The 23,827-nt window shown below is 69.3% G+C and carries 22 protein-coding genes; 14 read left to right on the forward strand and 8 right to left on the reverse strand.

Annotation, left to right across the window (positions count from 1 at the left end):
* The first annotated feature begins 7 nt into the window (after nt 1-7).
* The gene (locus AB0F17_RS39435) at nt 8-769 is read left to right on the forward strand and encodes a hypothetical protein (RefSeq protein WP_358033764.1); all 762 of its coding nucleotides are present in this window, start codon (nt 8-10) and stop codon (nt 767-769) included.
* Nucleotides 770-895: 126 nt separating this feature from the next.
* On the opposite strand, the gene AB0F17_RS39440 is transcribed toward AB0F17_RS39435, so the two are convergent.
* Nucleotides 896-1,666 carry a TetR/AcrR family transcriptional regulator gene (locus AB0F17_RS39440; protein WP_358033767.1) on the reverse strand — a complete coding sequence of 257 codons (771 nt, stop codon included), beginning with the start codon at nt 1,664-1,666 and terminating at the stop codon, nt 896-898.
* A gap of 79 nt (nt 1,667-1,745) precedes the next feature.
* Between AB0F17_RS39440 and AB0F17_RS39445 the strand changes: the two genes are divergently transcribed.
* Together AB0F17_RS39445 and AB0F17_RS39450 are read left to right on the forward strand one after the other, a co-directional pair.
* The gene (locus AB0F17_RS39445; RefSeq protein WP_358033770.1) at nt 1,746-2,669 is read left to right on the forward strand and encodes an ATP-binding cassette domain-containing protein; all 924 of its coding nucleotides are present in this window, start codon (nt 1,746-1,748) and stop codon (nt 2,667-2,669) included.
* Between the two features lie 25 nt (nt 2,670-2,694).
* A complete protein-coding gene (locus AB0F17_RS39450; protein WP_358033773.1) occupies nt 2,695-3,510 on the forward strand; it encodes an ABC transporter permease in 816 nt (271 codons plus the stop codon).
* A gap of 66 nt (nt 3,511-3,576) precedes the next feature.
* On the opposite strand, the gene AB0F17_RS39455 is transcribed toward AB0F17_RS39450, so the two are convergent.
* Nucleotides 3,577-4,512 carry an ABC transporter substrate-binding protein gene (locus AB0F17_RS39455; protein ID WP_358033776.1) on the reverse strand — a complete coding sequence of 312 codons (936 nt, stop codon included), beginning with the start codon at nt 4,510-4,512 and terminating at the stop codon, nt 3,577-3,579.
* A gap of 58 nt (nt 4,513-4,570) precedes the next feature.
* Nucleotides 4,571-5,536, reverse strand: a complete 966-nt coding sequence (locus AB0F17_RS39460) for an ABC transporter substrate-binding protein (RefSeq protein ID WP_358033779.1) — start codon at nt 5,534-5,536, stop codon at nt 4,571-4,573.
* Between the two features lie 137 nt (nt 5,537-5,673).
* On the opposite strand from AB0F17_RS39460, the gene AB0F17_RS39465 reads away from it, so the two are divergent.
* A complete protein-coding gene (locus AB0F17_RS39465; RefSeq protein WP_358033782.1) occupies nt 5,674-6,903 on the forward strand; it encodes a transposase in 1,230 nt (409 codons plus the stop codon).
* Here the strand turns inward: AB0F17_RS39465 and AB0F17_RS39470 are convergent.
* Together AB0F17_RS39470 and AB0F17_RS39475 are read right to left on the reverse strand one after the other, a co-directional pair.
* The gene (locus AB0F17_RS39470) at nt 6,836-8,815 is read right to left on the reverse strand and encodes an ABC transporter permease subunit (RefSeq protein WP_358033784.1); all 1,980 of its coding nucleotides are present in this window, start codon (nt 8,813-8,815) and stop codon (nt 6,836-6,838) included. The two genes, AB0F17_RS39465 and AB0F17_RS39470, sit on opposite strands and share 68 nt — an antisense overlap.
* Nucleotides 8,812-9,873: a glycine betaine/L-proline ABC transporter ATP-binding protein gene (locus AB0F17_RS39475; RefSeq protein WP_358033787.1), complete on the reverse strand. Its 1,062-nt coding sequence runs from the start codon at nt 9,871-9,873 to the stop codon at nt 8,812-8,814. The genes AB0F17_RS39470 and AB0F17_RS39475 overlap by 4 nt, the downstream gene beginning before the upstream one ends.
* A 347-nt stretch (nt 9,874-10,220) precedes the next feature.
* Between AB0F17_RS39475 and AB0F17_RS39480 the strand changes: the two genes are divergently transcribed.
* The 4 genes from AB0F17_RS39480 (at nt 10,221) to AB0F17_RS39495 (ending at nt 14,133) form a co-directional block, all read left to right on the forward strand.
* A complete protein-coding gene (locus tag AB0F17_RS39480; protein WP_358033789.1) occupies nt 10,221-12,773 on the forward strand; it encodes a nitrate- and nitrite sensing domain-containing protein in 2,553 nt (850 codons plus the stop codon).
* Complete coding sequence (locus AB0F17_RS39485; protein ID WP_358033790.1) at nt 12,770-13,192, forward strand: roadblock/LC7 domain-containing protein; 423 nt, start codon at nt 12,770-12,772, stop codon at nt 13,190-13,192. The genes AB0F17_RS39480 and AB0F17_RS39485 overlap by 4 nt, the downstream gene beginning before the upstream one ends.
* Before the next feature lie 67 nt (nt 13,193-13,259).
* Entirely contained in the window at nt 13,260-13,574 is a 315-nt protein-coding gene (locus AB0F17_RS39490) for a DUF742 domain-containing protein (protein ID WP_358033793.1), read from the forward strand.
* Nucleotides 13,555-14,133: an ATP/GTP-binding protein gene (locus tag AB0F17_RS39495; protein ID WP_358033796.1), complete on the forward strand. Its 579-nt coding sequence runs from the start codon at nt 13,555-13,557 to the stop codon at nt 14,131-14,133. Before AB0F17_RS39490 ends, AB0F17_RS39495 begins: the two co-directional genes overlap by 20 nt.
* 49 nt (nt 14,134-14,182) lie before the next feature.
* Here AB0F17_RS39495 and AB0F17_RS39500 read toward each other — a convergent pair whose 3' ends face one another.
* Together AB0F17_RS39500 and AB0F17_RS39505 are read right to left on the reverse strand one after the other, a co-directional pair.
* Nucleotides 14,183-15,145, reverse strand: a complete 963-nt coding sequence (locus AB0F17_RS39500; RefSeq protein ID WP_358033798.1) for an SIS domain-containing protein — start codon at nt 15,143-15,145, stop codon at nt 14,183-14,185.
* Entirely contained in the window at nt 15,142-16,293 is a 1,152-nt protein-coding gene (locus AB0F17_RS39505; protein WP_358033801.1) for a hypothetical protein, read from the reverse strand. The genes AB0F17_RS39500 and AB0F17_RS39505 overlap by 4 nt, the downstream gene beginning before the upstream one ends.
* Nucleotides 16,294-16,443: 150 nt before the next feature.
* Between AB0F17_RS39505 and AB0F17_RS39510 the strand changes: the two genes are divergently transcribed.
* Genes AB0F17_RS39510 through AB0F17_RS39525 form a run of 4 tightly spaced genes read left to right on the forward strand, consistent with a single transcriptional unit; the run spans nt 16,444 to nt 20,257 of the window.
* Nucleotides 16,444-17,565, forward strand: a complete 1,122-nt coding sequence (locus tag AB0F17_RS39510; RefSeq protein ID WP_358033804.1) for a spermidine/putrescine ABC transporter substrate-binding protein — start codon at nt 16,444-16,446, stop codon at nt 17,563-17,565.
* A gap of 32 nt (nt 17,566-17,597) precedes the next feature.
* Nucleotides 17,598-18,437: an ABC transporter permease gene (locus AB0F17_RS39515; RefSeq protein ID WP_358033806.1), complete on the forward strand. Its 840-nt coding sequence runs from the start codon at nt 17,598-17,600 to the stop codon at nt 18,435-18,437.
* Nucleotides 18,430-19,209, forward strand: a complete 780-nt coding sequence (locus tag AB0F17_RS39520) for an ABC transporter permease (RefSeq protein WP_358033809.1) — start codon at nt 18,430-18,432, stop codon at nt 19,207-19,209. The genes AB0F17_RS39515 and AB0F17_RS39520 overlap by 8 nt, the downstream gene beginning before the upstream one ends.
* Nucleotides 19,196-20,257, forward strand: coding sequence for an ABC transporter ATP-binding protein (locus tag AB0F17_RS39525; protein ID WP_358033811.1), 1,062 nt, complete (start codon nt 19,196-19,198; stop codon nt 20,255-20,257). Before AB0F17_RS39520 ends, AB0F17_RS39525 begins: the two co-directional genes overlap by 14 nt.
* Here AB0F17_RS39525 and AB0F17_RS39530 read toward each other — a convergent pair.
* Nucleotides 20,239-20,856 carry a helix-turn-helix domain-containing protein gene (locus AB0F17_RS39530; RefSeq protein WP_358033816.1) on the reverse strand — a complete coding sequence of 206 codons (618 nt, stop codon included), beginning with the start codon at nt 20,854-20,856 and terminating at the stop codon, nt 20,239-20,241. The two genes, AB0F17_RS39525 and AB0F17_RS39530, sit on opposite strands and share 19 nt — an antisense overlap.
* A 121-nt stretch (nt 20,857-20,977) precedes the next feature.
* Here AB0F17_RS39530 and AB0F17_RS39535 point away from each other — a divergent pair, with 121 nt between their 5' ends.
* Nucleotides 20,978-22,333 (forward strand): glycosyltransferase, encoded by a 1,356-nt coding sequence (locus AB0F17_RS39535; RefSeq protein WP_358033819.1) that lies wholly within the window; start codon nt 20,978-20,980, stop codon nt 22,331-22,333.
* Nucleotides 22,326-23,723 carry an aminobutyraldehyde dehydrogenase gene (locus AB0F17_RS39540; RefSeq protein ID WP_358033822.1) on the forward strand — a complete coding sequence of 466 codons (1,398 nt, stop codon included), beginning with the start codon at nt 22,326-22,328 and terminating at the stop codon, nt 23,721-23,723. The genes AB0F17_RS39535 and AB0F17_RS39540 overlap by 8 nt, the downstream gene beginning before the upstream one ends.
* Nucleotides 23,724-23,827 lie beyond the last annotated feature (104 nt).

The following is a 23,827-nucleotide window of genomic DNA, read 5'->3' on the forward strand; positions in this document are numbered from 1 at the left end:
AGGCGGCATGTGGATCGCGCTCGCCGCGGCCGTGGTGATCGGCGTGGCCGTCTGGTGGTTCCGCCGCGGTGCGGCCGACAGTGGGCCGGCGGCCGAGCGCAGGCCGGGCTGGGCGGCGCGGCTGGGGGACGAGGGCGCGACCGCGTTGCTGGAGGGGCTGAGGGCCTTCGCCGACGCGGGGACCCCGGTTGATCTCGGCGGGGAGTTCGGGGTCCTGACGGTGTTCGAGCCGCCGCGGCTCATCTCGCTCGACCTGCTCGCCGGCCGGTTCGCCGCCCGCGGGCAGGCGGCCATGCACGATCCGCAGACCACGGTCGGCGAGCTGATGGCCGAGTTCCTGGCCACCGAGGAGCCGGGCGTGCTGCATCTGCGGGCGGGCTGGGCGGGCTGGGCGGACGGCGGGCGCTTCGCCGACGAGGTGCGCCAGATCGTCTGCCCTCAGGGAGTGGCGGGCATCGGCGCCTGGTCCGGCGCCGACGGCCTGGGCGCGCTGGAGGTGGCCGTGCTGGGTGACGGGCCGGCGGGCACCACGATGCTGCTCGACCTGGCCCGGATCCGCGACCAGTACGACGAGTCGCGGGCGCGACAGCCGGGGGCGCCCGGCGAGGTGGTGCTCCGCAGCCTGCTGACCAGCGTGATCGCCAACGGCGGGCCCGGACTGACCTGGACGGTGCCGCCTACGGAGCAGCAGCTCGGCATCGCGCTCGCCGCCGCGGGGCCGCCCGAGCTCCGGCGCCCGGCCCCTGCCAAGGAAGCGGCTGACCGCTAGCCCCGTATTTCGGCTGGGGTCCTTCTGGAGAGCGGGGGCGATGATCGGCTGGGGTTCTTCTGGGGAGCGGTGTCGGCCGGGCAGGGGTTGTCGGGTCGGGCCGGCTCGGCGGGCAGGGAGGGGGCGTCAGGCCGATCCGGTTCTCCGGCTGATCAGCGTGTCGATGCCGTCGAGGACGCGTTCCAGGCCGAACTCGAAGGCGTGCTCGGGGCTGTACGCGCCGCCCAGGGCCTCGGCCGCGGCCTGCCCGACGCGCGAGGCCGTCGGCCACTGTGACGCGTCGGCGATCCGGCTGAGGAACGGCGCGTGCGCCGCCCACCACTGCTCGTCGCTCAGCCCGGTCTGGCTCTCCGCCTGCGCGGCCTCCACCGCCCCCCTGGCCGTGCCGTGCACGAACCCGGTCACCAGGGTGATCACCGAGTCCATCTCCACGTCCGTCAGCCCGATGCCGTCGACGGCACGCAGCTCGTAGTCGTACTTGGCCGTGACGTTCGGCCCCAGCACCGGGCGGTTGGTCGCCACCTGCAGGAGCCAGGGGTGTCGCTGGTAGAGCGCCCAGTTCTCCCTGGCGACCAGCGTCAGCCTGGCCCGCCAGCCGCCGGGCACGTCCTCCGGCCGCGCGGTCTCGCCGTAGACGGTGTCGAGCATGACGTCGAGCAGCTCCGGCTTGCCCGGCACGTACGTGTAGAGCGACATCGTGCCGACCCCGAGCCGCTCGGCGACGCGGCGCATCGACAGCGCCTGGAGGCCTTCGGCGTCGGCCACCTCGATGGCGGCGCGCACGATCCGGTCGACGCTCAGGTCGGGCTTGCCCCTGCGGCTGGTCCGCTCGCTGGTGCGCCAGAGCAGCGCCAGGCTGCGCGCCGGGTCGCCCTTGCCGGAGTACTCGATCGTCACCTTCGTACGGTACACCGTACGGTTGCAATCATCGAACCGTATGCTGTACGGTACGGCGTACGGAATTCGAGGAGGCGTTATGGCGGCGGTACTCGCACAGGGGCTGCGCAAGACGTACGGCAAGAAGACGGCCCTTGACGGCTTCGACCTGGAGGTCGCCGAGGGCACGGTCTGCGGCCTGCTCGGCCCGAACGGCGCGGGCAAGACCACGGCCGTCCGGATCCTCACCACGCTCCTGCGCCCGGACGGCGGCCGCGCGGAGGTGGCGGGGTTCGACGTGGCGGCCCGCCCCCGGCTCGTACGGCGGAGCATCGGCCTGGTCGGCCAGCACGTGGCGGTGGACGAGGTGCTGACCGGCACGCAGAACCTGGAGCTGTTCGGCCGCCTCTACCACCTGGACGCCCGCGCGGCCCGGGCCAGGGCCGCCGAGCTGCTGGACATGTTCGGCCTGGAGCACCCGGGCCCCGTCAAGGAGTACTCGGGCGGCATGCGGCGCCGGCTCGACCTGGCGGCCGGCATGATCCTCTCCCCGCCCGTGCTCTTCCTCGACGAGCCCACCACGGGGCTCGACCCGCGCAGCCGCGGCGAGGTGTGGAAGGCGGTGCGTGCTCTGGTCTCCACCGGCACCACGGTGCTGCTCACCACCCAGTACCTGGAGGAGGCCGATCAGCTCGCCGACCGCGTCTCGGTCATCGACACCGGCAGGGTCGTCGCCGAGGGCACACCGGGCGAGCTCAAGTCCAAGCTCGGCGGCGACCGGCTCGACGTGGTCGTCACCGACGCGGCGCGGCTGTCCGAGGCCGCCGGGATCGTCGGCAGGGTGGCCGCCGCGCCCGCTGAAGTCGATCAGGACACCCGCCACGTCAGCGCGCCGGTGGTCGAGCGGGTCCAGGCGCTCACGGCGGTCCTGGCGGCGTTCTCGGCCGCGGGCATCGAGGCAGAGGACGTCGCGCTGCGCAGGCCGACGCTCGATGAGGTCTTCCTGAGCCTCACCGCCGCGTGAATCCCATCAACGACAGGAGTTCGACATGACCGAACTGACCATGGACCCGCCGTTCACCCGGCTGCGCTGGGCGCTGGCCGACGGCTGGTCGGTCGCCCGGCGTGACCTGATCCACTGGATCGCCCAGCCCATGACGATCGTGTTCGGGGTCGCCTTCCCCGTGGTGATCGCCTTGGCGTTCGGCTACCTGTTCGGCGGCGCGGTGGACGTGCCGGACGGGGCCGACTACTTCGCCTTCCTCATGCCCGGCATGTACGGCATGACGATGCTGTTCGGACTGGGCGCCACCATGGTCGCGGTCACCACGGACCTCTCTCGTGGCGTGACCGACCGCTTCCGGTCCATGCCGATGGCCCCGTCGGCCGTCCTGATCGGTCGGGCCGTCGCCGATCTGCTCAACTCGGTGCTGGTCCTGGCGGGCATGCTGGCTTGCGGGTTCGCGGTGGGCTGGCGTCCGGCGAGCCTGGGCGGGGCGCTGGGGGCCGTGGGGCTGCTGCTGTGGCTGCGCTTCGCCCTGTTGTGGGCGGGGATGTACCTCGGGCTGGTGGCCAAGGATCCGGGGGCGGTGACGGCCATCCAGACGCTGGAGTTCCCGATCGGCTTCCTGTCGAACGCCTTCGTCGCCCCGGGCACCATGCCGGGCTGGCTGGGCGCCGTCTCCGAGTGGAACCCCCTGTCGTCGACCGTCGCGGCGGCGAGGGAGCTGTTCGGCAATCCCGGCTGGGGCGGCGACTCGTGGGTGGCCCAGCACGCGGTGACGATGGCGATCGTCTGGCCGCTGGCGATCACCGTGGTCTTCTTCGTCCTGTCGGTCCGCCTCTACCAGCGCCTGGACCGGTGACCCCGGGGGTCAGCCGGGCGGCTGGGCCGGCAGGCGCAGGTCGGAGGTCGTCGAGGCCCGGCCGGGTCAACGGGGGATCCAGTCCTGCCACACGATCTTGTTGTCGTCGACCCACTTCTCGGCGGCCTGGTCGGCGGTCATCTTGCCGTTGATCATGTCGCTGGCCACCGCGTTCTGGTTGTCGTTGGTCCAGGTGAAGTTGCGGACCAGGTCGTACGCCCGGCCGCCGGTCGCGGCGAAGCTCCTGCTCACGATCTTGTCGAGCAGGTACGGCGGGTAGTCGCAGGCGACCTTGGCCGCGACGGCGTCGCAGCCTATCGAGTAGGCGGGCAGGTTGATCTTGACGAGTTTGACCTTGGTGAACAACCACTGGGGTTCGTAGAAATACATCAGCACCGGCTTCCTGTTCTTGGTCGCCGACTGTGCCGCTTTGATCAACGCGTCTTCGCTGCCGGAGTAGACGACCCGGTAATCGAGGCCGAGGTTCTTCACAAGTGCCTCGTCATAGGTGACGAACGACGGATCGCCATCGAGTACCTGACCGGAATTTCCAGATTTAGCAGTCCGAAAAAGGCTCGAATACTTGTTCAGGCTCCGCCAGTTGGTGATGTCCGGATATTGCTTGATCATCCATTGGGGGACGTACCATCCGATCACCCCTTTGTTTCCGGTGAGACCCGCCGAGAGCGCGACCTTCTCGTCCTCGATGTACTTCTTCTTAAGATCGTTGTGGCCCCAATTCTCGACGATCACGTCGACCTTGCCGGTCGCGAAGTCCTTCCAGGAATCCTCCTCTTTCATCTTGCGCTTCTTGACGTCGTAGCCCAGCTCGTGTTCGAGCAGGTAGGCCAGCACGGCGGCTTGGGCCTCGTAGCCGACCCACCCGTGGATGTCGATGTGCACCGTGCCCTTCGACCCTGGGGTCGGCGCCGGCTCTCCGCTGGAGCAGGCCGTCAGCAGCAGGGCCGCCGCCAGCGGCCCCGCGATCGTCTTGGTTCGCATGAGAGGCTCCACGACCGCGGCCCGCCGGGGGCCGCGGTCGAAAAGGGGTCAAGAGGGGCTACTTGGGGATCCACGCCTGCCACTTCGCGGTGTTGGCCTCGATCCACTTCTTGGCGGCCTGCTCGCCGGTCATGCCGCCGTTGGTCATGTCGTTGGCGACGGCGTTCTGGTCCTCGTTGGTCCAGCTGAAGTTCTTGACCAGGTCGTAGGCCTTGCCGCCGGTGTCGGCGAACTTCTTGCTCACGATCTTGTCGAGGTCCAGCTCCGCGTAGTCGCAGGCGACCTTCTTGGCGTCGGCGTCGCAGCCCGCGGCGTAGGCGGGCAGGTTCACGCGTACGAGATCGACCTTGTCGAAGAGCCAGTGCGGAGTCCAGAAGTAGAACAGCAGCGCCTTCTGCTGCTCCTGCGCCTGGGTCGCCGACTTGAGCAGGGCCGCCTCGCTGCCGCCCGTGACCACCTTGAAGTTCAGTTTGAGGTTCTTGACCAGGGCCTCGTCGTTGGTGACGTAGCTCGGGTCGCCGTCGAGGAGCTGGCCCTTGCCGCCGGACTCCGACGTCTTGAACAGACCGGCGTACTTGTTCAGGTTCTTGTAGTCGGTGATGTCCGGGTACTTGTCGGCCATCCACTTGGGCACGTACCAGCCGATGACGCCCTTGTTGCCGGTCGAGCCCGCGGACTGGGCGACCTTCTTCTCGTCGATGAACTTCTTCACCAGGTCCGGGTGACCCCAGTTCTCGATGATGACGTCCACGTCGCCGGTCTCGAAGCCTTCCCAGGCGAGCTGTTCCTTGATCTCCGGGAGCTGGACGTCGTAGTGGAGCTCGTTCTTCAGCAGGTAGGCCACCACGTTGGCGCTGGCCTCGTAGCCCACCCACGGGTTGATCGCGATCTTGACGGTTCCGGCGCTCGAGGCGCCGCCCTGGGCTTGCGGCGCGGCGGAGCTGGACGGCTCTTCGACCTTGGTGCCGCCACACCCCGCGGCCGCGAGCCCGAGTGCGAGAAGGCTTGCGAGCAGAATCTTCATCTGAATGGTGGCGCGGAGACCCGATCCTTCAGGGCCGGGAGGAAGCGCCACCCCTCCTTTCGAAAACAGTATGGAAAGACTCGGTCACGTTCGGTAACATGTGCGGTGGGTGATGGCGCTGTGACAGGAGGTGAGCGATGGCGATCAGCCGCTCCGCCACCAAACGCCACGGCCTGCCCACGGTCGTGCAACTGCGGCTCACGCCCGCCCCGGGCCAGGCCGAGGCGCTGGCCGCGGCGGTGCTGTTGTGTAATCAGGCGGCCACCGTCGTGTCCCGGCTGGCGTGGCAGCACCGGGTCTTCGCGGTGGTGGAGTTGCATCGGCTGGCCTACTACGACGTGCGTGCGCAGGTGGCCGGGCTCGGCGCGCAAGCGGCCGTGCGGGCGATCGCCCGAGTTGCTGGCGCCTACGCCAACCGGCGCGCCACCAAGAAACGCGCCCACATCTTCCGGGCGCACGGCGCCGTCCCCTACGACGCCCGGCTGCTCAGCTGGAATCGTGACGCCCGCACCGTGTCGTTGTGGACCCCCTCCGGCCGCGTCACCGTGCCGTACACCGGCCGGCCGGAAGATCTCAAGGCTGTGGATGGGCTGCCGGTGGGGGAGGCCGATCTGATCTGTCGGCGCGGGGTGTGGCTGCTGCAGGTCTCCCTCACCCTGCCCCAACCGGCGGCGTGTGAGCCGGTCCAGGGCTTCGTCGGGGTCGATCAAGGAGTGGCCAACCTGGTGGTCACCTCCGACGGCGCGGTGCTGCCCGGTCCCGCCCTGCCCGGGCCGATCGGCGGCAACGGCCACGTCCGCACCCTGCGCGAGCGGCGCCACCGCCAACGCCGACGGCTGCAGAAGAAGGGCACTTCTGCGGCGCGGCGGGTGCTGCGCCGCCTGTCCGGGCGTGAGCATCGGATGATGACCGACCTCAACCACCAGATCAGCAAGTACGTGGTGCGTGAAGCCGAACGCACCGGCCGCGGTGTCGCCCTGGAGGATCTGCAGGGTATCCGCGGCCGGGTCAGGGCTCACCGGCTCCAGCGACGCACCCTGCACAACTGGGCCTTCGCCCAGCAGATCACCTTCACCCGCTACAAAGCCACCCGCGCCGGAGTCACCTTCGTCCTGGTCGACCCCGCCTACACCTCGCAGACCTGCCCGGACTGCGGGAACATCAGCAGGGCGAACCGTCCGGCACGGGGCCGGTTCGCCTGCACCCGGTGTGGCCTCGCTGGGCACGCCGACCACATCGCGGCCCGCAACATCGCCACACGCGGCGTTACGGGCTGGGCTGCCATCAACCAGCCGCACGCTACCGGCCTCCCTTCACCCAGACGGGACCGCGAGAGCAAACCACCGACTTCAACCGGCGGTAGTTGATGTGGTCTTCCTTCTTTTGGGGGGCAGGGCGCCTGTCGGCGCCCTGCGTGATGCGGTCGAGCATGACCCCGAGCAGGACCGTCGCGATGCCGGCGATGAACCCCATGCCGAAGTCGGTCCGCTGGGAGAAGCCCACGACCACGTCGTAGCCGAGGGCGCCGGCCCCGACCAGGCCGCCCACGACGACCATGGCCAGGGTCATCACGATGCCCTGGTTGGCGGCCAGCAGGATCGCCCGGCGGGCCATCGGCAGCTGCACCTTCCACAGGAGCTGGCCCGAGGTGGACCCGGCGGCCGCGGCCGCCTCCACCACGGTCGCGGGCACCGCCCTGATGCCGTCCTCGACCAGGCGTACGACCGGGGGCACCGCGTAGATGACCGAGGCGAAGATCGCGGTGAACCTGGTGGTCTCGAACAGGGCGAGCGCGGGCAGCAGGTAGACGAAGGCGGGCATGGTCTGGGCGGCGTCGAGTATCGGGCGCTGCACGGCCGAGTATCGCGACGACCGCGCGGCCGCCACGCCCAGCAGCAGGCCGATGACCAGGGTGACGAGCACCGCGACCGCGACGGTGGTGAGCGTCTGCATGGCGTGCTCCCAGACACCGAGCAGCGCGATCGCCAGCAGGCAGCCGAGTGCCGTGAGCGCAGGCCGTAACCCGCTCACCCGCCAGGCCAGGAGCAGTGCGGCGGCGGCGATCAGCCACCACGGCGCCGAGGTGAGCAGGCCCTCCAGCGGGTTGATCAGGAGGCTGGTCGTGACGTCCTTGACGTACGTCGTGACGCCGTACCAGCTCGTCTCGGCCCAGTGCACCGCGTCGTTGACCTGGACGACGAAATTGACCGTCCAGCCGTCGGGCCACTCGGCGGGCAGCAGCGGGGTCAGGGCCAGCCCGGCAGCGGCTGTCACAGCGGCGCCGATGAGGGAGATCCGGCCGATCCGCCGGTGCGGGTCGCGAGTGGCCAGTGAGACCGTCATCCGGTCCAGCACCACGGCCATGACGACGATCGCGAGCCCGGCCGGGAGCATGATGCCGACCTGCGCGCGCGACAGGCCCCGGATGATGTCGCCGCCCAGGCCCGGCGCCGAGATGAGGTTCGCGATGACGACCATCGACAGCGCCATCATGATGGTCTGGTTCACCGCCAGCGCCATCGTCGATCTGGCCAGCGGCAGGTGGACCTTGAACAGGGTCTGGCGCCCCGTGGCGCCCAGCGACGCCGACGCCTCGACGGCGGTGGGGGAGACCTGCTCGATGGCCAGCGCGGTGATGCGGATGGCCGGTGGGATCGAGTAGATCATCGTCGCGATGGCGCCGGCGGGCGCGCCGATGTGGAAGAACAGCACGAGCGGCGCCAGGTACGCGAACGTCGGCATGATCTGCATGACGTCGAGCACCGGGGTGATCGCCTTGCGCGCCCGGCGCGAGAGGCCCGCCCAGACGCCCAGCGGGATCCCGATCGCCAGCGACAGCAGCACCGAGGCGGCGACCAGGGCCAGCGTGTCGACGCTCGACTGCCAGAGCCCGAGCACGCCGAACGAGCCGACTCCGGCGACCGCCAGCAGCGCGATCCGCCACCCGCCCGCCAGCCAGGCCAGCGCGCCCATCACGCCGATGAGCCCAGGCCAGCCGAGCGCGTACAGCACGCTCTGGAAGGCCGTGTAGACCGATCCGACGAAGAGCCGGATGTAGTTCAGGAAGTACAGGAACAGCGGGTTGGAGTTCCGGTGGTCGTCGATCCACTCGCGCAGGTCGGTGATCGCCAGGAACTGCGGCGCCGACTTGTCGTGTGGGAGCGTTCCCGTGCCGCGGAAGACGAGGTAGGCGGCGGCGACCAGCAACACGATCCCCGCCGGGGCCGCCCACCTGGGTATGCGCAGCCTGGAAGGGGTGGTGACGGCCGTGGTGCTCATGCGCCGGCCCGTACGGCGGGTGCCGAGTCCTGGCCCGAGAGGAAGGTGAGCATGTCCACCCGGTCCACGACTCCAGCCAGCTCGTCACCGTCGACGACCCGGATGGGCCGGGAGGAGGACGACGTGGCGCCGATCGCGTCCTTGATGACCGTGCCGGCGTGCAGGACCGGGCCGTCGAGGGGCTCGCCGGGCTCGGGCGGCCGGCAGATCCAGCGCAGCGTGAGCACGTGGCTCCTGGGCACGTCACGGACGAAGTCGGCCACGTAGTCGTCGGCCGGCGCGCCCACCAGCTCCTCCGGCGTGCCGAGCTGCACGATCGACCCGGCCCGCATGATCGCGATGCGCTCGCCGAGCTTGAGCGCCTCGGACAAGTCGTGGGTGATGAACACCATCGTCTTGCCGACCTCGCGGTGCAGGCGGATCACCTCGGCCTGCATGTCACGGCGGATCAGCGGGTCGAGCGCGCTGAACGGCTCGTCGAACAGCATGACCTGCGGGTCGACGGCGAGCGCGCGGGCCAGGCCGACCCGCTGCTGCATGCCGCCGGAGAGCTGGTCGGGGTAGGCGTCGGCGTGCCCTTCGAGGCCGACGAGGGAGAGGATCTCCCCGGCCCGCGCGTGCCTGACGGCCTTGGCGGCGCCCTGGATCTCCAGGCCGTAGGCCACGTTGTCGATCACGCGCCGGTGGGGGAGCAGGCCGAAGTGCTGGAACACCATGCTGACCCGGTGGCGGCGGATCTCGCGTAAGCGGGCGGGGGTGGCGCGGCCGATGTCCTCGCCGTCGATCCTGATCTCGCCCGCGCTCGGCTCGATGAGCCGGGTGAGGCAGCGGACCAGGGTGGATTTGCCGCTTCCCGACAGGCCCATGACGACGAACACCTCGCCGGGCCGTACCTCGAAACTGACGTCCCTGACGGCGGCGGTGCAGCCCGTCTTCTCTCTCAGCGCGGTGGGTTCCAGATACTTGTCATCGCACTCCAGGACCCTTTCCGCCTTTGGGCCGAAGATCTTCCACAGTCCGTTGACGTCGATGGCCGCACTGTCGGGAGAAAACCCCACAACTCGCCTCCTCGTTTGACCGGGCTCAACCTATGTCTTGGATAACGCAAATCTCAACGGCGTGACCTTGAAGAGACATCTGTGCTTCTGCCCTGTAACAGCCTTGGAACGCGACAAACGCCCACAAGTGGACACTTGTTTACTTGTAGGAGTATTTCTCACCTATTGCGGAACTTAAATGGGGCCCCAGGTTCTCGCCTCATGCGTCACACCGCTCGAGTTTTGCCACGTTATGTTCGCTTGGCCGGGCTAGTAGGTATGTGTTCCAATTACCCCCACTTGCTGATTTTCCCCGAGGGCCTCAGTCGCCCTTCAAAAACGCCGATTCGGGCGAGAGGTTGCGTTCGGTGAGTACACAGTTGGGTGAACGGCAGGCGGACGAGGCAAACTGGCGCCTGCGCAACTGGCGTGTCCGGGCGCGGCTCGTCGCCCTCATCCTGGTCCCGACCGCCGCCGCGGTCCTGCTCGGCGGCGTCCAGGTGTTCGCCTCGATGGGCGCCGCCGCCGACTACGCCCGTACGAACCGGCTGGCGCAGCTCTCCCAGCAGGTGGGCGGGCTCACCCACCTGGTCGCCGGCGAGCGCGGCAGGACCTCGTGGTTCATCGCCAGGGGCCGGCCCGCGGCGGGGCTGGCCGCCGTACGCGACCAGATGGACCTGGTGGACGAGTCCACCAGGCAGGTGCGGGCGAGCGCCGATCAACTGGTGGGGGAGGTCACCGGCCGTACCGCCGACCAGATCGAGAACATGCTGAGCCGCCTGAACGACCTGGCCGGCCTGCGCCAGCAGGCGCTCGAAGCCGATCTGCTGCCCGGGGCCTGCGTCGAGCTCTACACCACGGTGATCAACGAGCTGCTGTCGGTGCACAACGAGCTGGTCAAGGGCAGTCAGGACGACGAGCTGTTCCGTCAGACCCGCATGTTCGACTCGCTGGCCCGCGCCAAGGAGAGCATCTCGCTGCAGCAGGCCTTGGTCACCACCGGCCTGGTCGAGGGGAGCCTCGACCAGGAGCGGCTCAAGCGCTTCCTCGGCGAGCTGTCACGCGAACGCAACGAGCGCAAGGGCTTCGGCGACGAGGCCACCGCCGAGGAACGCCGCTTCTTCGACGAGAGCGTCAACGGCAGATCCGCCGACCGCATGCTGTTCCTGCGCGAGCTGGTGCTGATCCGGGCCACGGCCGGGCTGCCGCTGAGGGGCCTCGACCAGGGTAACCACGGAGACGACGCCAAGGAGTGGAACGACGCGGGCGACGTCGTCGTCGACTCCTTCCGCAAGGTCGAGCAGCGCCAGGCGGCCGGCATCCTGACCCGCAGCGAGGCGCTCAGCGCGGAGGAGCGGCAGCGCGCCCTGGTCATCGCGTGTGCGGTGCTCGCGCTGCTCATCGCCGTCCTGCTGATCACCACAGGAGTGGCGCGATCGCTGGTCCGGCCGCTGCGCCGGCTGCGCGGCGAGGCGCTGGAGATCGCCGGCCGGCGGCTGCCGGAGTTCGTCCAGCACCTGCGCGAGTCGCGCGACGGCGCGCTCGACGTCAAGGTGCCGCCCATCGGCATCTTCTCCAAGGACGAGGTGGGCGAGGTCGCGCGCGCCTTCGACGAGGTGCACCGCGAGGCCGTGCGGCTGGCCGGCGACGAGGCGCGGCTGCGCTCGAACGTCAACGCCATGTTCGTCAACCTGTCGCGGCGCAGCCAGACCCTCGTCGAGCGGCAGCTCACGCTGATCGAGCGGCTGGAGCGCGGCGAACGCGACGACGCCCGGCTCGGCGACCTGTTCAAGCTCGACCACCTGGCCACCCGCATGCGCCGCAACAGCGAGAACCTGCTGGTCCTGGCCGGCCAGGAGGCGGCACGCAAGTGGAGCGAGGCGGTCGAGCTGATGGACGTCGTACGCGCGTCGCTCGGCGAGGTCGAGAGCTACGACCGGGTCAGCGTCCAGGCGCAGTCGGAGGCCGCCATCGCCGGCCAGGCGGTCAGCGACGTCGTCCACCTGCTGGCCGAGCTGGTCGAGAACGCGGTCTCGTTCTCCTCGCGCGACACCAAGGTGATCATCTCCAGCGGCCGCATCGACGGCGGCGGGCTGATGGTCTCGGTCACCGACCACGGCATCGGCATGAGTCCGGAGGAGCTGACCGAGGTCAACTGGCGGCTGGCCAACCCGCCGGTGGTCGACGTCTCGGTCTCCCGGCGGATGGGCCTGTTCGTGGTCGGCCGGCTCGCGCTGCGCCACAGCATCAGGGTGCAACTGCGCCGCCAGGACATCGGCGGGCTGACCGCCATGGTGCTGATCCCCGAAATGCTGCTCACCACGGTCCCCGCGTCGATGCCGGCCCCCGAGCCGCCGCCGTTCGTGCAGGTGCCGATGCAGGCCACCCCGGCGATGCCCGGTTTCGGCCACCCGTCGTTCGACTCTTCCCTCGACCAGCCGTTCGACCGGTCTTTCGAGCGCTCGTCCCATCCGTCCCTTGACGCCCTCGACATGGCGCCGTCGTCGTGGTTCAGCTCACGGAACACGCACACGCACTCGGTGGAGACGCCGATGCCCGACCTGGTCACCCCGTCACCGCCGGCGGAGAACGAGTTCCTGCCGGTCTTCGCCTCCGTCGAGTCGAGCTGGTTCACCAAGCCGGAACCGGATCATCGCGACCCTGCCTGGTCCTCGCCGGCCGACAGCGGATGGCAGGCGGCGGGCGCGATCAGCGAGCCCGCCCGGAGCGGGATGACCTCATCCGGACTGCCCAGGCGGACGCCCAAGGCCAACCTGGTGCCGGGCTCCGCCACACCCCCACCGTCGGCCACCCCCGCGCCCGCGCCTCTGGTCTCGCCCGACCGGTTGCGCCGCAGGCTCGCCAACTACCAGCAAGGCGTGCGCAAGGGCCGCGCAGAGATAGAGGAGGACCCAGGATGAAGAATCTGAGCCAGGCGGCCAGGGACATGAACTGGCTGGTCAGCGGCTTCGTGGAGCAGGTGCCCGGTGTGGCGCACGCCGTGGTGGTCTCCGCGGACGGGCTGCCGGTGGCCTTCTCCCGCGGTTTCCCCCAGGACCGCGCCGACCAGCTCGCCGCCATCGCGGCCGGGCTGATCAGCCTCACCCAGGGCGCCGCGCGGGTCTTCGAAGGCGGCGAAGTCACCCAGACCCTCATCGAAATGCGGCGCGGCCTGCTCCTGGCCATGGCGATCAGTGATGGTTCGTGCTTGGCGGTGCTGGCCGCACCCGATTGCGACATGGGCCTGGTGGCCTACCAGATGACGATTCTGGTCGAGCGCGCGGGGCAAGTGCTCACGCCCGCCGTCCGCGCGGAACTCTCGGCCGCGCGTACCTGGTGATGGGAGTGGACTGTTGGCAGCGTGGGATGACCGCGAACCGGAGCCCGAGCGGAGCTCGTTAGTCCGGATGTACGCCGTCACAGGCGGGCGAACCGCCCCACGCGGTGGCCTTGCGATGGAGGCGCTTGTATCCTCAGCGACGTCGATACGGCTCGGTATGACCTACACCCGCGAATACCGGGCGATCAGCGAGCTGTGCCGGCAGGTCCGGTCGGTCGCGGAGGTGTCAGCTCTGCTGCGGGTCCCGCTCGGTGTGGCGCGGGTCCTGATCGCCGACATGGAGTCGGAAGGGCTGGTCCGCGTCTACCAGCCGCAGCTTGAGGCGGGCGTCCCTGACAAGAGCCTGCTCGAAAGGGTACTCAGTGGACTTCGCAGGCTCTAGCGGGCTCACCTCGACGAAGATCGTCGTCGCGGGCGGGTTCGGTGTGGGCAAGACCACCTTCGTCGGCGCGGTGTCGGAGATCATGCCGCTGACCACGGAGGCGGTGATGACGGACGCTTCGGCGGGCATCGACGACCTCGCGCACACGCCGGGCAAGACGACCACGACCGTTGCCATGGACTTCGGGCGACTGTCACTGGATCGTGATCTGATCCTCTATCTGTTCGGTACGCCCGGACAGCACCGGTTCTGGTTCATGTGGGACGACCTCGTCAAGGGTGCGATCGGCGCGGTGGTGCTGGTGGACTCCCGGCGGCTGGCCGACAGCTTCCCGGCGATCGACTACTTCGAGAACGCCGGGCTGCCGTTCGTCGTCGGGCTCAACGGGTGGGACGGGCACTTCCCGCACGTGGAGAACGAGGTGCGGGAGGCGCTCACGCTCTCGCCGCACATCCCGATCGTGCGTACCGACGCGCGGGTCCGCGAGGCGGTCAAGAGCACGCTGATCTCGCTGGTCGAGCATGCTCTCACCGCCCAGTCCGCGTCCGGCGCCCGCTGACTTCCGCGTCCCGGCGCCCGGTGACGCGCGGCCGCGTCCGGTGCGCCGGTCAGGACGCGGCCGACCACCAGTAGGCGGCGACCAGCTCCGCCACCAGCGTCTCCGTGAGCAGGGCCACGTCCGCGTCGCCGTCGTGCGCGTAACGGATGGCGGCCGTGGCGTCCTTGAGGTCTCCGCCGACGGTGACGACCGTCGAGCCGCGCTGCCGCACCCAGTCCATGGCCTGGTCCTCGTAGCGGGAGCCGGGGAAGAGCAGGGCGCGGTAGTCGAGGGTCTTGGTGAGGTAGACGTCCACGTGGGCCCAGTCGCCCGTCTCGCAGGCGTCGGCCGGGCGGCGGGGACCCTCGCGGAACATCAGCGCCGACTGCTCCGCCGACGACAGGCGCTCCGCGGGCGCGACGGTGTAGACGCCGTGCGGGCCGTCCAGCAGCTCCAGCGCCAGAGGCAGCCACTCGTCCCTGCGGTCGAGGAGGTCGGCCGACGCCTCGGCGCTCCGCCGTACCAGGCCGGGCAGGTCGCGCCCGTCGCCCGTGAGGCGGGACTCCAGCGCGAGCAGGAGGGCGAGCGTGTGCTGGAACGTACGGCAGGACACGCCGCCGCGCTCCTCGCCCGCGCGCAGGGGGACGACCAGGTCGGCCGCCTCGGTGAGGGCCGAGCCGGGAGTGTTGGTGAGCGCCGCCACGAACGACGGGCCGCCCGCGTACCTGGCCACCGCGTCGAGCGTCTCGCGGCTGCCGCCCGTCGCCGAGATGGGCACCACCAGCGTCTCCGGACCCGCGGGGTATGAGGCCACGGTGGAGGAGTAGTCGGCGTAGGCGTCGATGCCCGCGGCGCGCAGGCGGAGCGCGGCCACGCCGGCGGCGTAGCGGGAGCTGCCCATGCCCAGGAACAGCACGCGACGGACACCGCCGGGCAGCCCCTCGAACGGATCGGCGGTCGCCAGCGCGTCCGCCAAGCCGGCGAGGGCCGCGGGCTTGGCCTCCAGGTCGGCCAGGTAGAGCTCGGAATTCACGGGGTCTCCTCGGGGTAGCGGGCGCGCAGGACGCCCATCGGGGCGTAGCGCCAGCGGGGCAGGTGGCGGGCGGCGTAGACGAGCTCCCGGCACTCCTGCTCGATCTCGAACGGGCGGAGCAGGGAGCCGTCCAGCAGGTCCGGCCGCCCGCGCTCGGCCAGGCGGTCCCGGTAGGCGGACAGCAGGCGCTCGCGGGCCTCGCCGGCCCAGCGGAGCGCCTGGCGCGGCGGGGTGCCGCGGCGCTTGATCGCCACTTGGGCGACGTGTTCCAGGCTGGTGGCGAGCTGGGCGACGTCTCTGGCCGCCGGCTGGTACGGCGCGGCCTCCGTGACGGTGGGGTTGCCGTCGAAGTCGATCACGGCGTAACCGTCGCTCCACTGAAGGATCTGGCCGACGTGGAGATCGCCGTGGATGCGGATCAGGGGCGTGCTGATCGGCCTGGCGAGCGGGGCCAGCTCGGCTCTGAGAGCGCCGGCCTTGCCCGCCAGCCACTCGCCGTCTTCGCCGCCCGTCAGAGTGAGCGCGTCGGCCAGCGCGCCCTCCGCCCTTTCCATCGGTCCGAAATTCGTTGTAACGGCTGGGGCAGTTGTGACGATGGAGAGGGGTGGGAAAGTGGAGAGCGCAAGGTGGAGGTCGGCGGCCAGGCGGCCGAGGGCGTCCGCGAAGGCGGTGCGGCCCGACTCGGCCTCATCGGCGCACCACTCCCAGCCGTCCCTGGCCCCCGGCAGGTAGCCCGTGACCAATGCGAGCAGCCTCTCGCCCGCCCCGTCCACGCGTGTCAGGGCGGCGTACGGTGGAGCCGTATCCTGGAATCCGGCCCCGGCCAGGTGGGCGAGCATCTCGGGAGCGGGATGCGGCATCGCCGCAGGAGGTGTCAGCCACTTGACCACCACCCGCTCGGCCACGATCACCGAATAGTTCGTCTGGTCGACGTGTGACCCGAAATCCCGCTCGGCCGGCACCCCGGTGTCGTGATCCGCCGCACTGTACGAGAGGCTGGGCGGGGCGGAGAAGCGGCGGACTGCGAAGGGCGGTGGCACCTCACCCCCGTCCACGAGCGCCGTCACGAGCGCGGCGGAGACGCCGCGATCTTGGGCTGTGAGGGGCTTCTCACCGAGAGAGAGCAACCGCTTCCATATTGAATTCATGTTCAACAGCTAGACCAAACTTCCAGGTAACAGTGTCCGCAAAAGTCTTGCCCATGTTGATTTCTGCTGCAACACTCCTCGTCTGGTCCGCCGTGCCCAGTTGGTCGCGCGACCCCTCTCGTCCATTGGAACCCTGAAGGAGTAGCGGCCGTGTCCCGTACCCGGTTCACCCGTCGTCTTCCAGCTGCCGTAGCGGTGGTCGGCCTCGCGCTCGCCGTCGCGGCGTGCGGTGGTGAGTCGACCAACAGCGCAGCCTCGGCGCCGGCGGCGACGGCCGACCAGCTCAACCCGAACGCCGACCTGACGAAGCAGTCGATCAACGTGACGGTGTGGGACGGCTACACGCCCAAGGAACTGCCGCAGAAGGTCAAGGACAAGCTCAAGTTCCCGCTGAAGATCACGCTGCATGCCACCAACGAGGAAGCGATGGCCAAGCTGACCGCCAGTGGCGACAGCGGCATCGACGTGGCGTTCGTGTCGGGCCAGTACGCCCAGGCGCTCAACGAGCAGGGCCTGCTGGAGCCGATCCACCCCGAGCTGATCCCGAACCTGTCGAACCTCTACCCCGAGGCCACCCAGCTCTCCTACGACAAGGGTAACAAGTACTCGGTGCCCTACACCTGGGGCACGACCGGCATCTGCTACCGCAGTGACCTGGCGAAGACGCCCCCGACGAGCTGGAAGGACCTCCTGTCGCCCCCGGCCTGGGCCGACAAGAAGGTCACCATGATGACCACCGAGCGCTGGCTGGCCCTGCCCGCGCTCAAGTCGCTCGGCTACTCGGTCAACACCGACAAGGACGCCGAGATCGCCAAGGCCAAGGAGCTTCTCGTCGCGGCCAAGCCGCACCTGCTCGGCTACGACGACACGACCTTCGGTGACAAGCTCAAGTCCGGCGAGGCCGCGATGGTCGAGGCGTGGGACGGCTGGTGCCCGACCACGGCCCCGGAGAAGAACATCAAGTTCGTGGTGCCGAAGGAGGGCAGCGACCTCTGGGTGGACACGATGGTGATCATGAAGTCCTCCAAGAACAAGGAGGCGGCGCACGCCCTGATCAACTACATCCTCGACCCCGAGATCCACAGCTGGGCCGCCGAGAACATCAACTACAAGGTGCCCAACAAGGCCGCCATGGACAAGGTGAAGATCCCCGAGGGCTCGCTGCTGGGCATCAAGCCGGCCGAGCTGCTCAACGGTGAGTCGATCATCGACCTGGGTCAGGCGTCGTTGAAGTACACCCGCATGTCAACCGAGATCACGGCGCAGTCGTAGTCGCAGTGAAAGCACAACCTGAAACCCGGCCGGTGTCCCCTTCGAGAGGGCGCCGGCTGGGTGCGTTCGTTTTCCTGTCACCCGGGCTGACCTACCTGGTCGTGCTCCTGCTGGTGCCGCTGGTGCTGGTGCTGAGCTACACGCTCTTCCAGCGCGGGCGGTTCGGCGGCGTCGTCTACGAGGTCACCGGCGAGAACTTCAGCCGCCTGCTCGACCCGCTCTACCTCGGCGTGGTGGGCACCTCGCTGAAGATCGCGGGGCTCACGACCCTCATCGCGCTGCTGCTCGGCTACCCGACGGCATACCTGATCGCGCAGCTGCCAAGTAAGTGGAAGACGGTCGCGCTGGTCGCCGTCGTGCTGCCGTTCTGGACGAACTTCATCATCCGCGTCTACGCCTGGATCATCCTGCTCAACGGGCCCGGCCTGCTGAACTCGGGATTGAAGGCGCTGGGGCTCGGTCCGTACGAGCTGCTCTACAACCAGGGCGCCATCGTTCTCGGGCTGCTCTACTCCTACCTGCCGCTGATGGTGCTGCCGCTGTACGCGGCGATCGAGCGGCTCGACCCGCAGTTGCGGGAGGCGTCGGCGAACCTGGGCGCGTCGGGGTTCACCACGTTCCGCAAGGTGACGCTGCCGATGACGGTGCCGGGCGTGCTGACCGGGTGCCTGTTCGTGTTCGTGCCGAGCTTCGGCAACTTCGTCATCCCCGAGATGCTCGGGGGCGGCAAGTCGATCATGGTGGGCAACCTGATCCGCACCGAGTTCCTGCGGGCCCGCGACTGGCCCTTCGGCTCCACGCTGGCGCTGGCCCTGGTGGCGGTCCTGGTGGTGCTGCTGATCGCGCAGTCGTGGGCGGCCCGCCGTGGGTAGGTCGAAGTGGCTGCACGTGCCGTTCTGGGCCACGTACGCCTTCCTCTACGTGCCGATCATCGTGCTCGTCGTGATGTCGTTCAACTCCGGCAAGTCGGCGTACACCTACGAGGGCTTCAGCCTCAAGTGGTACGGCGAGCTGGCCCAGGACGAGCGGATCAGGGACGGCCTGGTCAACACGCTCATCGTGGCCGCGGGCTCGACCGTCGTATCGACCGTGCTCGGTACGCTGCTGGCCGTCGGTCTGGTCAGGCATACGCGCTCGAAGACGCTCGACGCGTTCGCCCTGATGCCGGCCGTACTGCCCGACCTGGTGCTGGCCATCGGGCTGCTGGTCTTCTACGGGATGATCCAGCTCACGCTGGGGCTCTACTCGGTGATCCTCGCGCACAGCGTCTTCTCGATGGCGTTCGTCGCCGCGGTGGTGCGCACGAGGCTGACGAACGCCGACACCTCGCTGGAGGAGGCCTCGCGTGACCTCGGGGCGGGCCCGGTCGTCACGTTCATGAGGGTGACGCTGCCGCAGCTCGCGCCGGGCATCATCGCGGGCGCGCTGCTGGCCTTCACGGTGTCGCTGGACGAGTTCGTGATCGCCTTCTTCACGATCGGCAACACCGAGCAGACGCTGCCGATCGTCATCTATTCGATGATCCGTTTCGGGGTGACCCCGAAGATCAACGCGCTGGCCGCCATCCTGCTCCTGGTGAGCTTCACGGCGGTGATCGCGGGACAGCGGATCACCAAGATCGGGGAGTCACGTGCTCAAGATTGACCGGATCAGCCGGCGGTTCGGTGATGTCACCGCGCTCGACGGAGTCTCCCTGGAGATCCGCCAGGGTGAGTTCTTCGCCCTGCTGGGGCCCTCCGGCTGTGGCAAGACCACGTTGCTGCGCATCCTGGCCGGGTTCGAGACGCCCGACGGCGGCACGGTGACGCTCGACGGTGAGGACCTGCTCGCCAAGCAGCCGAACCGGCGGCCGATCAGCCTGATGTTCCAGTCGTACGCGCTGTTCCCGCACATGACCGTCGCCAAGAACGTGGCCTACGGCCTGGAGCGGGAGAAGCTGCCGCGCCAGGAGATCAGGCAGCGCGTCGCCGAGGTGCTGGACACCGTCGGCCTGTCGGAGCTCGGCGCGCGCAAGCCCGCCCAGCTCTCCGGCGGCCAGCGCCAGCGTGTCGCGCTCGCCCGGTCCATCGTCAAGCGCCCGCGCCTGCTCCTGCTCGACGAGCCGCTGTCCGCGCTCGACAAGAAGGTCCGCGCCGACATGCAACTGGAGCTCAAGCGGCTGCAGCACGAGGTCGGCATCACCTTCGTGGTCGTCACCCACGACCAGGAGGAGGCCATGTCGCTGGCCGACCGCATCGCGGTCTTCGAGCACGGCGGCGTGCGCCAGGTGGACGAGCCCGTCGAGCTCTACGAACGGCCCCGCACCCCCTTCGTCGCCGACTTCGTCGGCGCCAACAACCTGTTCGAGGGTACGGCCGACGGCGTGGAGGGCCTCAGGAGCACCGACTTCGGCCTGCTGCCCGGCACCCCACTGGAGGAGCTCGAGAGCGGCGCCAAAGCGCTCCTCGGCGTCCGCCCGGAGAAGGTCGAGCTGCGCGACGAGACGGCCGCGCACGGCCTCAAGGGCACCGTGCTCGACGTCAGCTTCTACGGCGGCGTCTCACACATCTCGGTCGACCTGCCCGGCCACGTCAAGCCGGTCCTGGTTGCCGTGCAGGGCGCCAGCGCCGTGCGGCAGGGCGCCAAGGTCAAGCTGCACTGGCGCCACGACGAGGCCGTCATCATCCCGGCGGGTCAGGGCACGGCCCGATGAGCCAGCCCGTGACCCGTCGCCGTGCGCGCGTAGGAGAGGATCAGCTCGGCCGCCTCCTGCGGGTCGATCACCGGGTGCCGGGCGGTGATCCGGTAGCCGTAGGCGTCCTCCAGGGCCACCAGGTTGCGCGAGATGGTCAGCGAGTCGGAGCTCAGCTTGAACACCCCGAGCGCGGACCCCGTGTCCAGGATCGACTGGTACATCGACACCTGCCGGTCGTACAGGGAGGTGAGCAGCACGCCGTACACCCTGTTGCGCCCCGCGGCCCCGCCGAGCTCGTTGAGCAGCCTGACGTCGGGATCCAGCGGACCGGTCGGCAGCCCCGTCCTGATCGTCATGACCAGCTTCTCCGCCGGGTCGGTGAGCGCGATGAGCTGGCGCAGCCGCTGCTCGTAGAACCGCTCCATCCCGGCGTGCTGCGCCTCGACCAGCAGCTCGCTGAGGTCGGGGTAGTGGTAGAGCACGGCCCCGGAGGTCAGCCCGGCCTCCTCGGCCACATGCGAGAGCTGGACGCGGTCGATGCCGTGACGGATGATGGCCCGCCGGGCCGCCTCGATCAGGTCGATGCGCCGGTCGCTGCGGCTCTTTCGCTGGGCCACGATCACCGCCTTGTTTGTCTGCCGTTCAGGAAGCCGTGACCATAGTGCCTTGAAGTTGGCGTCCCCGCTAGATGAGTATTTGAATTCCTCTTCAATTGCTAGTCCACCTCGGAGTCGTGCGATGTCTCTCACCATCCTGTTCATGCCGGAAAGCGCCTACGGGCCCACGAACAACAGCATCGGCATCGGCGACATCCTGCGTCGCCGCGGTCACCGCGTCGTCTTCGCCGCCGAGGCGTCGTGGAAGGGCAAGCTCGAAGCGCTCGGTTTCGAGGAGGACCTGGTCGACCTGGCGCCGCCGGCCGAAGGGGCCGATGAGCAGGACGCGGGGCAGTTCTGGAAGGACTTCATCCGCGAGACCGCCCCCGAGTACCGCAAGAGCACGCAGGAGCAGCTCGAGACGGTGACCAAGCCCATCTGGGACTCGCTCATCGACGGGGCCAAGTACTGCGAGCCGCAGCTCAAGGCGATCATCGAGCGGGTCCAGCCGGACGTCATCGTCGAGGACAACGTCATCACCTTCCCGGCGCTGCTCACGACCGGCAAGAAGTTCGTCCGCATCGTGTCCTGCAACCCGCTGGAGGTGCGCGGCGACGACGTCGCCCCGGTGTTCTCGGGGCTGCCCGCCGACCACCGCGGGGAGTGGGACGCCTTCCGCGCCGAGTACGACCGCACCCACCGCGAGATCTGGGCGGCCTTCAACGAGTGGTGCGTCGAGCAGGGCACCGAGCCGCTGCCCGACCTCGACTTCATCCACGAGGGCGACCTGAACCTCTACGTGTTCCCGGAGATCCTCGACTACACCGACGCCCGGCCGCTCGGTCCCACCTGGCACCGCCTCGACTCCTCGGTCCGTGAGACGGACGAGGACTTCCGGCTGCCCTTCGAGCGTACCGAGCGCAGGAGCTCGCGACGAGAGAGCGACGGAGGAGCCAACGAGGAGCGAAGCGGGCGCGACCATAAGCACGACGGCGCGCTGGTCTACTTCTCGCTCGGCTCGCTCGGCTCCTCCGACGTGGAGCTGATGCAGCGGGTGATCGACGTGCTGGCCGCCACCCCGCACCAGTTCATCGTCTCCAAGGGCCCGCTGCACGAGGAGATCAAGCTGGCCGACAACATGTGGGGCGCCGAGTTCCTGCCGCAGACAAAGATCATCCCGCTCTGCGACCTGGTCATCACGCACGGCGGCAACAACACCACCACCGAGGCGCTGCACTTCGGCAAGCCGATGATCCTGCTGCCGCTGTTCTGGGACCAGTACGACAACGCCCAGCGCGTGGACGAGCTCGGCTACGGCGTGCGGCTGTGGACCTACACCTTCACCGACGAGGAGCTGACGGGCGCGCTCGACCGCCTGCTCGGCGACTCGGAGCTGCGCGCCCGGCTGGCCGCGGCGGGCGAGGAGATCCGCGGCCGCGACGGTCTGCGCAAGGCCGCCGACCTGATCGAGCACCTGGGCCTGAAGTCCGATGCGTGAGCTGATCAACCCGGCGACCGGGCTCGTCTGCGACCTGGTCCCCGACACCCCGGTGGAAGACGTGGCGGGGGCGGTGGGGACGGCGCGCGCCGCCTTCGAGGAGTGGTCACAGGCCACCCCGGGCGAGCGTGCGCGGGTACTGCTGCGGCTGGCCGACCTGGTCGAGGCCGACGCCGAGGAGCTGACCCGGCTGGAGGTCGAGGAGACGGGCAAGCCCGCGGCGGTCTTCAGAGACGGCGAGCTGCCGTTCGCGGCCGACAACCTGCGCTTCTTCGCCGGGGCCGCCCGTTCGCTCGAAGGATCGGGGGCCGGGGTGTTCAGCCGCGGCTACACCTCGGTCATGCTGCGCCGCCCGCTCGGCGTGGTGGGCTCGATCGCGCCGTGGAACTTCCCGTTCGTGATGGCCGTGTGGAAGCTCGGCCCGGCCGTCGCCGCGGGCAACGCGGTGGTCATCAAGCCCGCCCCGCAGACGCCGCGCAGCACGCTGCGGCTGGCCGAGCTGTTCGCCCAGGCGGGCGCGCCGGCCGGCCTGGTGCGGGTGGTCACCGGCGGCGCCGAGGTCGGCGAGGCGCTGGTCACCGATCCGGGTGTGGACATGGTCAGCGTCACCGGTTCGACGGAGACCGGCAGGGCCGTCATGACCGGCGCCGCCAAGACGCTCAAGCGGGTGCACCTGGAGCTCGGCGGCAAGGCGCCCGCGCTGGTCTTCGAGGACGCCGACCTGGAGGAGACGGCCCGTGGGGTGGCCATGGGCGCCACCTACAACACCGGTCAGGACTGCACCGCCGCCACCCGCGTCTACGTGGCCCGGCAGGTGTACGACGACACGGTGGAGGCCATCAAGGAGACACTCGCCGGCATCACCGTGGGCGACCCGTGGGACCCCGCCACCGACGTCGGCCCGCTGATCTCGGCGGCGCACCGCGACCGGGTGCACGGCTTCGTCTCCGGCTCCGGCGGGCGCGTCGTGCAGGGTGGAATCCCGGTCGAAGGCCCCGGTTCGTATTACCTACCCACACTTGTTAACGAAGTGTCACAGAACAGCGATATCGTCCAGGGGGAACTTTTCGGCCCCGTCCTCGTGGTCCTGCCGTTCGACACCGAGGACGAGGCCGTCACGCTGGCCAACGACACGCGTTATGGCCTGGCCTCGTCCGTGTGGTCGCGGGACGTGGCCAGGGCGATGCGGGTCTCGCACCGCCTGGACGTGGGTGTGACCTGGATCAATGATCATCTGCCGATTGCCAGCGAGGCCCCGCACGGTGGGGTCAAGGGCAGTGGTTTCGGCAAGGACATGAGCCAGGAGGCGGTACAGGAGTACTCGGTGACCCGTCACCTGATGGTCAAGCACGCGGCGCCGGTAGAGCGAGACTCCTTCCGGCCCGCCTGAAAACACGTACGGCGAAATGCGACCTCGAAGGCACGTTTGGTCGCGTTTGATGGGATATGTTCGGTTGGCCGATCTGGTCCGGGTTGTGTTCCAATTACCCAGCC

Source organism: Nonomuraea sp. NPDC026600 (assembly GCF_040638335.1).
Lineage (GTDB): Bacteria > Actinomycetota > Actinomycetes > Streptosporangiales > Streptosporangiaceae > Nonomuraea.